Raw genomic sequence first — 14,400 nt, forward strand, 5'->3', positions numbered from 1 at the left:
GAGGCCGGCAATGCTGTAGAGATTATGAAGAGGTCAACGATGTCCCAGGCAACAACAATCATCATCGCCGACACCCCAATGCGCTGGCAGGACGTCACCGCCGTCGCCCGTCACGGCGCCGTGCTCGAACTCTCCGGCCACGCCTGGGCGCGCATCGACAATGCCCAAGCCATCGTGCAACGCATCGTCACCAGCGGCGAGCGCGCCTATGGCGTCAACACCGGCCTGGGCGCGCTGTGCAACGTCTCGCTCAAAACCGAGCAACTGAGCCAACTGTCGCGCAATACGCTGCTGAGCCACGCCTGTGGCGTCGGCCCGGTGCTCACCGATGAGCAGACCCGCGCGATCATCTGCGCGGCGATCATCAACTACAGCCACGGCAAGTCCGGCCTGCATCCGCAGGTGGTGCACGCACTGCTGGCGCTGCTCAACCACGGCATCACCCCGCAAGTGCCGTCCCAAGGCTCGGTGGGGTATCTGACCCACATGGCCCATATCGGCGTGGCCCTGCTGGGCGTCGGCAATGTGAGCTACCGCGGCCAGGTCGTCACGGCGCAACACGCGTTGCACGCTGAAGGTTTGCAGCCCGTGGTACTCGGCGCCAAGGACGGCCTGTGCCTGGTCAACGGCACGCCGTGCATGACCGGCCTGAGCTGCCTGGCCCTGGCCGATGCGCATCACTTGCTGCAATGGGCCGACGTGATCGGTGCCATGAGTTTCGAAGCCCAGCGCGGCCAGATCGACGCCTTCGACGAAGCCATCATCGCCCTCAAGCCGCACCCGGGCATGCAGCACGTAGGCATCAACCTGCGTGCCCTGCTCGACGGCAGTGAAGTGATTGCCAGCAGCAAAGGTATTCGCACCCAGGACGCCTTGAGCATTCGCTCGATCCCGCAGATTCATGGCGCGGCCCGCGACCAGGTGGAGCACGCCACGCGCCAGATCGAGACCGAACTCAACAGCGCCACCGACAACCCGCTGGTGCTGGGCACGCCGGACAATTACCGCGTGGTGTCCCAGGCCAACCCCCACGGGCAGTCCGTCGCGATGGCGGCCGACATGCTCGCCATCGCCATGGCCGAGATCGGCTCGGTGGCCGAGCGCCGCCTGGACCGCCTGGTCAACCCGCATGTCAGCGGCCTGCCAGCCTTTTTGGTGAGCAACCCGGGCGTCAACTCCGGGATGATGATCGTGCAGTACGTCGCCGCGTCCTTGTGTGGGCAGAACCGCCAGTTGGCGCAACCTGCCGTGCTCGACAACTTCGTCACCTCGGGCCTGCAGGAAGACCACTTGAGCATGGGCACCAACGCCGCGCTCAAGCTGCACCAGGTGCTGGCCAACGTCACCCAGATTCTTGCCATCGAGTACCTGCTGGCGGCCCAGGCTTTCGAGTTTCTCAAGGGCCAGCGCTTCGGCGCCGGTACCGACCGCGCCTGGCGGCTGCTGCGCGAAGTGGTCCCCGCCTATGAACAGGACCGCTGGCTGGCGCCGGATATTGCCGCCGCTGCCCAGCTGCTTATAGACACTGCATTACCGAATTTGCACTGAACACCTAAGAACAATTCACAAGGAGAATGAATGTGACTGCGCTAAACCTGATTCCAGGCCAACTGAGCCTCGCCCAACTGCGTGCCATCTACCAGCAGCCAGTAACCCTCAGCCTGGATGACAGCGCCTCGGCCCAGATCGAAGCCAGCGTTGCCTGCGTGGAGCAGATTCTCGCCGAGAACCGCACCGCCTATGGCATCAACACCGGTTTTGGCTTGTTGGCCTCGACCCGCATCGCCAGCGAAGACCTGGAAAACCTCCAGCGCTCCCTGGTGCTGTCCCATGCTGCCGGCGTCGGTGAGCCGATCAGCGATGCGCTGGTGCGACTGGTCATGGTGCTCAAGGTCAACAGCCTGAGCCGTGGCTTCTCCGGGATTCGTCGCCAGGTGATCGACGCGCTGATCGCATTGATCAACGCCGAGGTGTACCCGCACATTCCACTTAAAGGTTCGGTCGGTGCCTCCGGTGACCTGGCGCCGCTGGCGCACATGTCCCTGGTACTGCTTGGCGAAGGTAAGGCGCGCCACAAGGGCGAATGGTTGGAGGCCACCGAAGCACTGAAAATCGCCGGCCTCACGCCGCTGACCCTGGCCGCCAAAGAAGGCCTGGCCCTGCTCAACGGCACCCAGGTGTCCACGGCCTATGCCCTGCGTGGCCTGTTCGAAGGCGAAGACCTGTTCGCCGGCGCCCTCGCGTGCGGCGGCCTCACTGTGGAAGCGGTACTGGGTTCGCGCTCGCCGTTCGATGCGCGTATTCATGCGGCGCGTGGCCAGCGCGGCCAGATCGACTCGGCAGCGGCCTATCGCGACCTGCTCGATGAAAGCAGCCAGGTGTCCCAATCGCACCAGAACTGCGACAAGGTCCAAGACCCGTATTCCCTGCGTTGCCAGCCACAGGTCATGGGCGCCTGCCTGACCCAATTGCGCCAGGCCGCCGAGGTGCTGGTGGTAGAGGCCAACGCAGTGTCGGATAACCCGCTGGTCTTTGCCGCCGAGGGCGACGTGATCTCTGGCGGTAACTTCCACGCCGAACCGGTGGCCATGGCTGCCGACAACATGGCGCTGGCCATTGCCGAAATCGGCTCCCTGAGCGAGCGCCGGATCTCGTTGATGATGGACAAGCACATGTCGCAACTGCCGCCGTTTCTGGTGGGCAATGGCGGGGTGAACTCTGGCTTCATGATCGCCCAGGTGACCGCTGCCGCGCTCGCCAGCGAGAACAAGGCGCTGGCCCATCCCCATAGCGTCGACAGCTTGCCCACCTCGGCCAACCAGGAAGACCACGTGTCCATGGCCCCGGCTGCGGGCAAGCGTTTGTGGGAAATGGCCGAGAACACCCGGGGCATCCTCGCGGTGGAATGGCTCGCGGCGTGCCAGGGCCTGGACCTGCGCGACGGCCTGAAGACCTCGCCCAAGCTGGAAAAAGCCCGTGGCATTCTGCGTGGCAAAGTGGCGTTCTATGACAAGGACCGTTTCTTCGCCCCGGACATCAACGCCGCCAGCGAACTGCTCGCCAGCCGCTGCCTGAATGAGCTGGTGCCGGCCAAGTTGCTGCCAAGCCTCTAACACGCCGCCGCCCCCACTGTAGGAGCGAGCTTGCTCGCGAAAATCGTCAACGATTACGCGTTAAACCTGACACACATCAGCGCTCTCAGGTTTTTCGCGAGCAAGCTCGCTCCTACAGGTGAGGGCGCGTTTTTCTCGGGATAAGAATAATTAGGGAAGAGAAATGCACCAGCCAGAAAAAGGTTTGAAACGCGGGCTCAACGCCCGACATATTCGCTTCATGGCCCTGGGTTCCGCGATCGGCACCGGGCTGTTCTATGGCTCTGCCTCCGCCATCCAGATGGCCGGCCCCGCCGTGCTGCTGGCCTACCTGATCGGCGGCGCCGCCGTCTTCATGGTGATGCGCGCCCTCGGCGAGATGGCCGTGCACAACCCGGTGTCCGGCTCCTTCGGCCACTACGCCAGCACCTACCTGGGGCCGATGGCCGGGTTTATCCTCGGCTGGACCTACGCCTTTGAAATGATCATCGTCTGCCTGGCCGACGTCACCGCGTTCGGCATCTACATGGGCTTCTGGTTTCCCGAAGTGGCCCGTTGGGTCTGGGTGCTGGGCATCGTGTTTTTGATCGGCGGCCTGAACCTGTGCAACGTCAAAGTCTTTGGCGAGATGGAGTTCTGGCTGTCGCTGCTCAAGGTCGGCGCCATTGTGGCGATGATCCTCGGCGGTTTTGGCATCATGTTGTTCGGCATTCACTCGGCAGGCGAAACCCAGGCCAGCGGCCTGAGCAACCTGTGGGCCCACGGCGGCTTCATGCCTAACGGCATCGGCGGCTTGATTGCTTCGTTTGCGGTGGTGATGTTCGCCTTTGGCGGCATCGAAATCATCGGCATCACCGCCGGTGAAGCCAAGGACCCGCAGCGCGTGATCCCCAAGGCAATCAACGCGGTGCCGCTGCGTATCCTGCTGTTCTACGTGCTGACCCTGTTCGTGCTGATGGCGATCTACCCGTGGCCGCAGATCGGCAGCCAGGGCAGCCCATTCGTGCAGATCTTCAGCAACCTGGGGATTGGCTCGGCGGCGACTATCCTCAATATCGTGGTGATCTCGGCGGCGGTGTCGGCGATCAACAGCGACATCTTTGGCGCCGGCCGCATGATGTACGGCCTGGCTCAACAAGGGCAGGCGCCCAAGGGCTTCGCGCAATTGTCCAAACAGGGCGTACCGTGGATGACCGTAGTGGTCATGGGCGCCGCCTTGCTCGGCGGTGTGGTACTCAACTACTTGATCCCGGAAAACGTGTTCCTGCTGATCGCCTCGATTGCCACCTTCGCCACCGTGTGGGTCTGGCTGATGATCCTGTTTACCCAGGTCGCCATGCGCCGCTCCATGACCAAGGCGCAGGTCGCCGAACTGAAATTCCCGGTGCCGTTCTGGCCCTATGCGCCGGCAGCGGCCATTGTGTTCATGCTGTTTGTGTTTGGTGTACTCGGTTACTTCCCGGACACCCAGGCGGCGTTGATGGTGGGCGCCGTGTGGATCGTGCTGCTGATCATCGCCTACTGGCTGTGGGTCAAGCCTGCCGCCGGGCAAACGGCCAAGGTCGATTACGACCCGGTTTTGTCTCATCGATAACTTAGGGAGGCGTTGATGAAAACGCTTTGGCAACACTGCCACGTCGCAACCATGGCCAACGGCAAATACTCGATCATCGAGGATGCCGCCATGGTGACTGCCGGCTCGCTCATCGAGTGGGTCGGCCCCCGCAGCCAGGCGCCGACGGCAGATTACGCCCAAGTGCATGACCTGCAAGGCGCGTGGGTCACCCCCGGGCTGATCGACTGCCACACCCATGCGGTGTTTGGAGGCAATCGCAGCGGCGAATTCGAGCAGCGCCTCGAAGGCGTCAGCTATGCCGAGATCGCGGCCAAGGGCGGCGGCATTGCCAGCACGGTGCGCGCAACCCGTGCGGCGAGCGAAGATGAGCTGTTCTTGAGTGCCGAAAAGCGCCTGCGCAGTTTGCTGCGTGACGGCGTGACCACGGTGGAGATCAAGTCCGGCTACGGCCTGGACCTGGCCAACGAACGCAAGATGTTGCGCGTGGCCCGGCGCCTGGGTGACGCGCTGCCGGTCAGCGTGCGCGCCACCTGCCTGGCCGCCCACGCGTTGCCGCCGGAGTACAAGGACCGCGCCGACGACTACATCGAGCACATCTGCACCCAAATGCTGCCGGCCCTGGCCGCCGAGGGGTTGGTGGATGCGGTCGATGCGTTCTGTGAATACCTGGCGTTTTCCCCCGAGCAGGTTGAGCGGGTATTCAAGGTCGCCCAGCAACTTGGCTTGCCGGTGAAGCTGCACGCCGAGCAACTCTCGTCGTTGCACGGCTCAAGCCTGGCGGCGCGCTACCAGGCGCTGTCGGCCGACCATTTGGAATTCATGACCGAAGAAGACGCCATCGCCATGGCCGCTGCCGGCACCGTCGCCGTGTTGCTGCCGGGGGCTTTTTACTTCCTGCGTGAAACCCAGCTGCCGCCCATGGACGCCCTGCGCAAACACGGCGTGAAGATCGCCATCGCCAGCGACCTCAACCCCGGCACCTCGCCAGCGCTGTCGGTGCGGCTGATGCTGAACATGGCCTGCACCCTGTTTCGCATGACCCCGGAAGAAGCCCTGGCTGGCGCCACCCAACACGCGGCCACCGCGTTGGGCCTGGGCGATACCCATGGCTCCCTGGAAGTGGGCAAGGTCGCGGATTTTGTCGCCTGGCAGATCGACCGCCCCGCCGACCTGGCCTACTGGCTGGGTGGCGAACTGGATAAACGCGTCGTGCGCCACGGCGTCGACGTCACTGTGTGAGAGGATGCTGTTGTGGATAAGGTTCTGACATTCAAACAAGGCCGCGTGCCGCTGCTGATCAGCATGCCCCACGCCGGCCTGCGCCTCACGCCTGCGGTCCAGGACGGGTTGATCCCCGAGGCGCAAAGCCTGCCGGACACCGACTGGCATATCCCCCTGTTGTATGACTTTGCCGAAGAACTGGGCGCCAGCACCCTGGCTGCGCAGTACTCGCGGTTTGTCATCGACCTCAACCGGCCTTCCGACAACACGCCGCTGTATGCCGGCGCTACCACTGGCCTGTACCCAGAGACGTTGTTCGATGGCGTGCCGTTGTTCCGTGAAGGGCAAACGCCCTCCGACGAAGAGCGGGCCAGCTACCTGCAAAAAATCTGGGGGCCGTACCACCGCCAACTGCAGGAAGAACTGGCGCGCCTCAAAGCCGAGTTCGGTTATGCGTTGCTGTTCGATGCGCACTCGATCCGCTCGGTAATCGCGCACCTGTTCGACGGCAAATTGCCGGACTTCAACCTGGGCACCTTCAACGGCGCTGCATGCGACCCGCAGCTGGCCAGCCAGCTGGAAGCCATCTGCGCCCAGCATCCGCAATACACCCATGTGCTGAACGGGCGCTTCAAGGGCGGCCATATCACCCGGCACTACGGCAATCCGGCGCAGGATATCCACGCCGTGCAGCTGGAGTTGTGCCAGAGCACCTATATGGAGGAGTTCGAGCCGTTCCGATATCGCCCTGATCTGGCCGAGCCGACTCGGGTGGTGTTGAGGCAGTTGCTGGAAGGGGTGTTGGCCTGGGGGCAAAAGCGCTACGGCTGAAATCGCTATCGCAGGCAAGCCAGCTCCCACACTTGAATGGGTTCACAGATCAACATGTGGGAGCTGGCTTGCCTGCGATGACGGCCTGACAGGCGACACAGTTGGACCGTGTACATATCCATTCCTGCGGTAACGGCGACTTAGGGTTCCGCTCTGACAGCGGGTCACTTTTGGAAAAGAGCCCCAAAAGTAACCAAAAGGGCTCTTGCCCCACCACTCGGCACCTCGCCTAGGCTCGGTGTGCCCGTAATCCGCCAGTGATTTGGGGGGCCGCCGCCACGCGCCATCCATGGCGCGGGGCGGCTAAACCGGCATCCCTGCCGGTTTACCCCCCAAATCCCTGGCGAATTCCGGCCAGCGTGGTTTAACGGGGCGCTAAGATCAAAAGCAGATCAAGATCAAGAGCGGCTCGCTTCGCATCGTGGTTACCGTTGAGCTTACAGAGTTATGTAGATACCTATGGCCATCGCAGGCAGCTCCCACACTAATCTCCACCGTGAATAAGGTGTGCACATGTACCCTATTTCTTCGCCGATGCGCGCCTTTGTCGCCAAGACCGTAGCTTTTACCAGCGATGACTCATCGCTGGCTGGCCTGCGCCAAACCTACAACCGCATGTGCCAGGCCTTCACCCCGCCCATCCCCACCGGGCTGCACGTCGCGGATTGTTCTGTAGGAGGCGTCAGCGTGCGCAGCTATCGGCCCGAGGCGCCTGACCCAGCAGAAGGCTGGCCCTGCCTCCTTTATATACACGGTGGCGGCTGGGTCGTTGGCGGGTTGGATTCCCACGATTTCATCTGCCTTGAACTGGTCGCTACCCTGCAAGTGCTGGTGATCGCCATCGACTACCGCTTGGCGCCTGAGCATCCTTACCCCGCGGCCTACAACGATTGCCGTGCGGTATGGCAGGCGATCCAGGCCGGGGAGGGGCCGCATGCCATCAACCTCGAACGGCGGGTGGTGATGGGTGACAGCGCCGGCGGCAACCTGGCGGCGGCGTTGTGCCTGGGGCTGCGCGATGACCGGCAAGCATTGCCCCGCGCCCAGGTACTGGTTTACCCAGGCTTGGGTGGCCCCGCCGACTTGCCCTCGCGGGCTGATTGCTGGGATGCACCGTTGCTCAGCCGTGCCGACACTGAGGACTACTTGGCGTTGTACTTGGGCGACATGCGCATACCCTCGTCCTACGCCCTGCCATTGCTGGCCGAGACGTTCAGCGGACTACCCAAGGCATTGATCGCCGTAGCCCAGTTCGACCCGCTGCGCGATGACGGCCGGTTGTACGCCGAGCGCCTGCAAGCTGCAGGCGTGGAAACCGTGCTGTATCCCGGCAAAGGGCTGGTCCACGGTTGTTTGCGGGCACGCGGCCAGGTGCCGGAGGTGGATCGGCTGTATGACTATCTGCTTGGTTACCTGAGGCGCGAACTGCTGACACAGGTCTAAGTGCGCAAGGACATGCTCATTGCACAATTCGGGTTTATGATGCCAGACGGCAAAATAATAGACGTCCCCCCAGGGATGAACCCGACACCCTACGGAGCACGCAATGCAGACTTGGTACCCGCAGATCAAACCCTACGCCCGGCACGATCTGGCTGTCGATGACACCCACACCCTGTATGTCGATGAAAGTGGCTCCCCCGAAGGCTTGCCTGTCGTGTTCATCCATGGCGGCCCCGGCTCCGGTTGCGATGCCCAGAGCCGCTGCTATTTCGACCCGAACCTCTACCATATCGTCACCTTCGACCAGCGTGGGTGCGGCCGTTCCACGCCCAGGGCCAGCCTTGAAAACAACACGACGTGGGATCTGGTCGCCGACCTTGAACGCATCCGCGAGCACTTGGGCATCGACAAGTGGGTGCTGTTCGGCGGCTCCTGGGGCTCGACCCTGGCCCTGGCCTACGCGCAAACCCATCCCGAGCGTGTGCTCGGCCTGATCGTGCGCGGCATCTTCCTCGCCCGCCCCCAGGATATTCGCTGGTTTTACCAGGAGGGTGCGAGCCGCCTGTTCCCGGATTACTGGCAGGACTACGTGGCCCCGATTCCGGTGGAAGAGCGCCACGACATGATCGCCGCTTATCACAAGCGCCTGACCGGCAATGACCAAATCGCCCAGATGCACGCGGCCAAAGCCTGGTCGGGCTGGGAAGGCCGCATGTTGGGCCTGTGCCCGAGCCCACAGCATGTGGAGCGGTTTTCCGAGCCGCAGCGCGCCTTGTCCATCGCCCGTATCGAATGCCATTACTTCACCAACAACTCCTTCCTGGAACCCAACCAGCTGATTCGCGATATGCACAAGATCGCCCATCTGCCTGGCGTCATCATCCATGGCCGCTACGATATGATCTGCACGCTGGATAACGCCTGGGAGCTGCATCAGGCCTGGCCCAACAGTGAGTTGCAGGTGATCCGCGAGGCCGGGCATGCGGCATCCGAGCCGGGTATCACTGACGCGCTGGTACGCGCGACCGGCGAAATGGCCCGACGCCTGCTCGACCTGCCGCCCGAAGAAGCATGAAAGGCCTGTTGCAGCGGGTGCGTGGCGCCCGGGTCGAGGTCGCGGGTGAGGTGGTAGGCTCGATCGACCAGGGTTTGCTGGTATTGGTCGCCGTCGAGCCTTCAGATACCCCCGAGAGCGCCGACAAACTGTTGCACAAGCTGCTTAACTACCGGGTGTTCAGTGACGAGGAGGGCAAGATGAACCTGTCCCTCAAGGACATCGGCGGCGGTTTGCTGCTGGTGTCGCAGTTCACCCTGGCGGCGGATACCAAAAGCGGGCTGCGGCCCAGCTTCTCCACGGCGGCTCCTCCGGCCCTGGGAGCGGCGCTTTTTGATCACTTGTTGTTACAAGCGCAACAATTGCATGGCAAGGTGGCGTCAGGGCGTTTTGGCGCGGATATGCAGGTGCACTTGGTCAATGATGGCCCTGTGACCTTCCTCTTACAGACATGAATGTATGAAAAACGACGTTAATGCCTAAAAACGCAGGGTTTCGCTACAAATACTTCGCTGCCCCTGATGCGTTGTCTCGCGGGCTACTAGATAATCGCGCGCTACGGGGATCAGCGTTGTTTGGTCCATTTTTGACTTAGGTAGAGCCTTGTCCGACAACCGCATGGGGAATCATTTCGCCCCAGAGGAGTCGGAACATTGCTCGCCAACCTGGCATATAGATAGCTGGCAGTTGGTTTTTTGATCTGTTTTCGGCGAGGGTTGCTCGTGATTGTTAGTCCCTGTAATGCACCAAAATTGTCTGCCAAACGGTTACGAAACGCACTGGTGACGGGCTCTGCCCTGTTTTGCCTGTTCGGCGCGGGTCAACTGTGGGCGTTCAGTCTGGATGATGTGTCGGCCAAGGCAAAAGAGCTGGCTGGGCAGAAATACGAAGCTGCGCGCAGCAATTTGCCGAACGAATTCCGCGAAATGAAATTCGCTGATTACCAGAAAATTCGTTTCCGCAATGAAAAAGCCGAGTGGGCCGATCAGAACACCCCGTTCAAGCTGTCCTTCTATCACCAGGGGATGCATTTCGACACCCCGGTGAAAATCAACGAAGTCACCGCCGACAGCGTGCATGAAATCAAGTACGACCCCACGCGTTTCGATTTCGGCGATGTGAAATTTGATCCTAAAGCCACCGAACAGCTGGGTTACGCCGGTTTCCGTGTGCTTTTCCCGATCAACAAGGCCGACAAGCAAGACGAAATCATGACCATGCTCGGCGCCAGCTATTTCCGCGTCGTGGGCAAAGACCAGGTGTATGGCCTGTCTGCCCGTGGCATGGCGATCGACACCGCGTTGCCGTCTGGCGAAGAATTCCCGCGTTTCACCGAGTTCTGGATCGAGCGTCCAAAGCCGGGTGACAAGCACCTGGTGATCTTTGCGCTGCTGGATTCGCCACGCGCCACTGGCGCCTACCGCCTGATCCTGCGCCCTGGCACCGACACCGTGGTGGACGTCAAATCCCAGATGTTCCTGCGTGACAAGGTCAGCAAGCTGGGCGTTGCGCCGTTGACCTCGATGTTCCTGTTCGGCGCCAACCAGCCGTCCAAGGTCCTCAACTACCGTCGCGAGCTCCACGATTCCAGCGGCCTGTCGATCCACGCTGGCAATGGCGAGTGGATCTGGCGTCCACTGAACAACCCTAAACACCTGTCGGTCAGCAACTTCAGCGTCGAAAACCCGCGTGGGTTCGGCCTGCTGCAACGTGGTCGCAACTTCAGCCACTACGAAGACCTGGACGACAACTACGACAAGCGCCCAAGCGCCTGGATCGAACCTGAAGGCGACTGGGGCAAAGGCTCTGTCGACCTGGTCGAGATCCCGACCGCCGATGAGACCAACGACAACATCGTGGCCTTCTGGAGCCCGGCCGAACTGCCGGAAGTCGGCAAGCCGCTGGACGTAGCCTACCGTCTGCACTGGACATTGGACGACGCAGCTTTCCATTCGCCGGACAGTGCCTGGGTCAAGCAGACCCTGCGCTCCACCGGTGACGTGAAGCAATCGAACCTGATCCGTCAGCCCGACGGCAGCGTGGCCTACCTGGTGGACTTCGAGGGCCCGTCCCTGAAGAAACTGCTGCCGGACGCCCCGGTACGTAGCCAGGTGAGCGTGGGCGATAACGCCGAGCTGGTCGAAAACAGCGTGCGCTACAACGAACACACCAAAGGCTGGCGCCTGACCCTGCGTATGAAGATCAAGGACGCAAGCAAGCCGACCGAAATGCGTGCGGCGCTGGTGCAGGATATCGTGCAGCCTGAGCCTGAGTCGGTTTCCAACCATGTGCTCAAGGCCGACAAAGTCTTGGCCAAGCAGCATGAGAAACAGGCCAAGAAAGACGCCAAGGACAAGGAAGCCAAACAGCCTGAGGCTGCCCCAGCCACACCGGAGCCGATCAAGACCGAGCAAGTCCTGACCGAAACCTGGAGCTATCAGTTGCCTGCCGATGAGTAATTCTCAAGTCAAGCCAGAGACTCTGTCCGAGTACCTGGCGCATCTACCCATGACGGCTGAGCAGCGCGCCGAGCTGGCAGGCTGCACGTCCTTCAGCGAGTTGCACGAACGTCTGTCGTCCAAGACCTTCGACGCACCGACCGACGCTGCCCAAGCGTCGGTTGGCCGCCGCTTGACCCTCAACAGCGCCGAAGAGCTGCAAGACGCCGAGATGCTGGCGCTCGATGCCAGCGGCCGTGTGTGCCTGAAAGCCACGCCGCCGATTCGTCGGACCAAAGTGGTGCCCGAGCCTTGGCGCACCAACATTCTGGTGCGCGGTTGGCGCCGGATGACCGGTCGCACCAACCCGCTCAAGCCACCCAAAGATGAGCGGGTACTGCCGGCTGCGCGCTGGCGTACCGTGGGTTCGATCCGTCGTTACATCCTGTTGGTGCTGATGCTGGGCCAGACCATCGTGGCCGGCTGGTACATGAAAGGCATCATGCCGTACCAGGGCTGGTCGCTGGTCGACTTCGACGAAATTCGCAACCAGACCCTGCTGCAAACCGCCACCCAGGTACTGCCTTACGCCCTGCAAACCAGCATCCTGATCATGTTCGGGATTCTGTTCTGCTGGGTGTCGGCCGGTTTCTGGACCGCGCTCATGGGCTTCCTGGAACTGCTGACCGGGCACGATAAATACCGTATCTCCGGTAAAAGTGCCGGCGACGAGCCGATTCCCAAGGATGCGCGCACCGCCCTGGTGATGCCGATCTGCAACGAAGACGTGCCGCGTGTATTCGCCGGCTTGCGTGCAACGTTCGAATCGGTAGCCGCGACCGGTGACCTGGATCGCTTCGATTTCTTCGTGCTCAGCGACAGTAACGATGCCGACATCTGCATCGCCGAACAGCAAGCCTGGCTCGACGTCTGCCGCGAAGCCGGTGGTTTCGGCAAGATCTTCTATCGCCGTCGTCGCCGCCGCGTTAAGCGCAAGAGCGGCAACCTCGACGACTTCTGCCGTCGTTGGGGCGGTGACTACAAGTACATGGTCGTTCTCGACGCCGACAGCGTGATGAGCGGCGAGTGCCTGACCAGCCTGGTGCGCCTGATGGAAGCCACGCCGGATGCCGGGATTATCCAGACCGCGCCGCGTGCGTCGGGCATGGACACCCTGTATGCGCGCATGCAGCAGTTCGCCACCCGCGTCTACGGCCCGCTGTTTACCGCCGGCCTGCACTTCTGGCAGTTGGGTGAATCCCACTACTGGGGCCACAACGCCATTATCCGTATGAAGCCGTTTATCGAGCACTGCGCCCTGGCGCCGTTGCCAGGTAAGGGCGCGTTTGCCGGTGCGATTCTTTCCCACGACTTCGTTGAAGCGGCGCTGATGCGCCGTGCCGGCTGGGGCGTATGGATTGCCTACGACCTGCCGGGCAGCTACGAAGAACTGCCGCCGAACCTGCTGGATGAACTCAAGCGTGACCGTCGCTGGTGCCACGGTAACCTGATGAACTTCCGCCTGTTCCTGGTCAAAGGCATGCACCCGGTGCACCGTGCGGTGTTCCTCACTGGCGTGATGTCCTACCTGTCGGCGCCGTTGTGGTTCTTCTTTTTGGTGCTGTCCACGGCGTTGCTGGCGGTGAACACGCTGATGGAACCGCAGTACTTCATGGCTCCGCGCCAGTTGTACCCGCTGTGGCCACAATGGCATCCGGACAAGGCCGTGGCGCTGTTCTCCACCACCATCGTGCTGTTGTTCCTGCCTAAACTGCTCAGCATCATCCTGATCTGGGCCAAGGGCGCCAAAGAGTTTGGTGGCAAGTTCAAGGTGACCCTGTCGATGCTGCTGGAGATGTTGTTCTCCATGCTGCTGGCGCCGGTGCGGATGATTTTCCACACCCGTTTCGTGCTCGCTGCGTTCCTCGGCTGGGCCGCTACCTGGAACTCGCCGCAACGTGACGACGACTCCACACCGTGGAGCGAGGCGGTCAAGCGCCACGGTCCGCAAACCGTGCTGGGCTTTTTATGGGCGCTGCTGGTGGTGTGGTTGAACCCAAGCTTCCTGTGGTGGCTGGTGCCGATCGTCGGTTCGCTGATGCTGTCGATCCCGGTGTCGGTGATTTCCAGCCGGGTCAAGCTGGGCCTCAAGTCCCGCGACGAGAGCCTGTTCCTGATCCCTGAGGAATACAATCCGCCGCAAGCCCTGCTGTCGACCGAGCAGTACACCCACGAAAACCGTTGGCATGCCCTCAACGACGGCTTTGTGCGTTCGGTGGTCGACCCGCAGCAGAACGCCCTGGCCTGCGCCTTGGCGACCTCGCGGCACAGGGAGGCCGAGCCCATCGAGTACCTGCGCATGGAGCGTGTTCGCCACGCGTTGAAAGTCGGCCCGGCCGGCCTCAACAACAGCGAACGCCTGGCCTTGCTCAGCGACCCGGTGGCCCTGGCTCGCCTGCATGAGCAGGTGTGGAGCGAAGGTCATGCCGAGTGGCTCGGCGCTTGGCGTGCCTCGATCAAGGCCGATCCGCACGCGCCATTGCTGCCCCTGCAACCACAGTCGCCCCAGGCCCAACCGGCCTGATTCAGGCACCCCCGAAGGCTCACTTCGGGGGTGTTTCAAACGTTGGTCCTACAACGTTTCCCGCCTCTTCCTTTTTATCGCTAACTCCTTGTTATTTCGAAACAAAAGACCTTTGTTCGAAGCGTATTGCCGTGCCTGCGGCTGGGTTAGGATCGCCCCCC

The 14,400-nt window shown here is 62.1% G+C and carries 9 protein-coding genes and 1 pseudogene; all 10 read left to right on the forward strand.

The window, feature by feature from the left end:
- The first annotated feature begins 39 nt into the window (after window positions 1-39).
- Complete coding sequence (gene hutH, locus HU731_RS17875; RefSeq protein ID WP_186606440.1) at window positions 40-1,548, forward strand: histidine ammonia-lyase; 1,509 nt, start codon at window positions 40-42, stop codon at window positions 1,546-1,548.
- Between the two features lie 26 nt (window positions 1,549-1,574).
- Window positions 1,575-3,113, forward strand: coding sequence for a histidine ammonia-lyase (hutH, locus tag HU731_RS17880; protein WP_186606441.1), 1,539 nt, complete (start codon window positions 1,575-1,577; stop codon window positions 3,111-3,113).
- Between the two features lie 163 nt (window positions 3,114-3,276).
- A complete protein-coding gene (locus HU731_RS17885; RefSeq protein WP_014716540.1) occupies window positions 3,277-4,686 on the forward strand; it encodes an L-histidine transporter HutT in 1,410 nt (469 codons plus the stop codon).
- Between the two features lie 15 nt (window positions 4,687-4,701).
- Window positions 4,702-5,907 carry an imidazolonepropionase gene (hutI, locus tag HU731_RS17890; protein ID WP_186606442.1) on the forward strand — a complete coding sequence of 402 codons (1,206 nt, stop codon included), beginning with the start codon at window positions 4,702-4,704 and terminating at the stop codon, window positions 5,905-5,907.
- Between the two features lie 12 nt (window positions 5,908-5,919).
- Complete coding sequence (gene hutG, locus HU731_RS17895) at window positions 5,920-6,720, forward strand: N-formylglutamate deformylase (protein WP_186606443.1); 801 nt, start codon at window positions 5,920-5,922, stop codon at window positions 6,718-6,720.
- 513 nt (window positions 6,721-7,233) lie between these two features.
- Window positions 7,234-8,163, forward strand: coding sequence for an alpha/beta hydrolase (locus HU731_RS17900; protein WP_186606444.1), 930 nt, complete (start codon window positions 7,234-7,236; stop codon window positions 8,161-8,163).
- 103 nt (window positions 8,164-8,266) lie between these two features.
- Window positions 8,267-9,238: a prolyl aminopeptidase gene (gene pip / locus HU731_RS17905; RefSeq protein WP_014716544.1), complete on the forward strand. Its 972-nt coding sequence runs from the start codon at window positions 8,267-8,269 to the stop codon at window positions 9,236-9,238.
- Window positions 9,235-9,672: a D-aminoacyl-tRNA deacylase gene (gene dtd / locus HU731_RS17910; RefSeq protein WP_003187854.1), complete on the forward strand. Its 438-nt coding sequence runs from the start codon at window positions 9,235-9,237 to the stop codon at window positions 9,670-9,672. Before pip ends, dtd begins: the two co-directional genes overlap by 4 nt.
- A gap of 267 nt (window positions 9,673-9,939) precedes the next feature.
- A complete protein-coding gene (locus HU731_RS17915; protein WP_217894821.1) occupies window positions 9,940-11,676 on the forward strand; it encodes a glucan biosynthesis protein G in 1,737 nt (578 codons plus the stop codon).
- Window positions 11,669-14,247: pseudogene (gene mdoH, locus HU731_RS17920) on the forward strand (glucans biosynthesis glucosyltransferase MdoH); the annotation flags it as partial. The gene HU731_RS17915 and the pseudogene mdoH, both read left to right, overlap by 8 nt.
- Window positions 14,248-14,400: the final 153 nt, after the last annotated feature.

The sequence above is a fragment of the Pseudomonas salmasensis genome, from assembly GCF_014268375.2.
GTDB lineage: Bacteria > Pseudomonadota > Gammaproteobacteria > Pseudomonadales > Pseudomonadaceae > Aquipseudomonas > Aquipseudomonas salmasensis.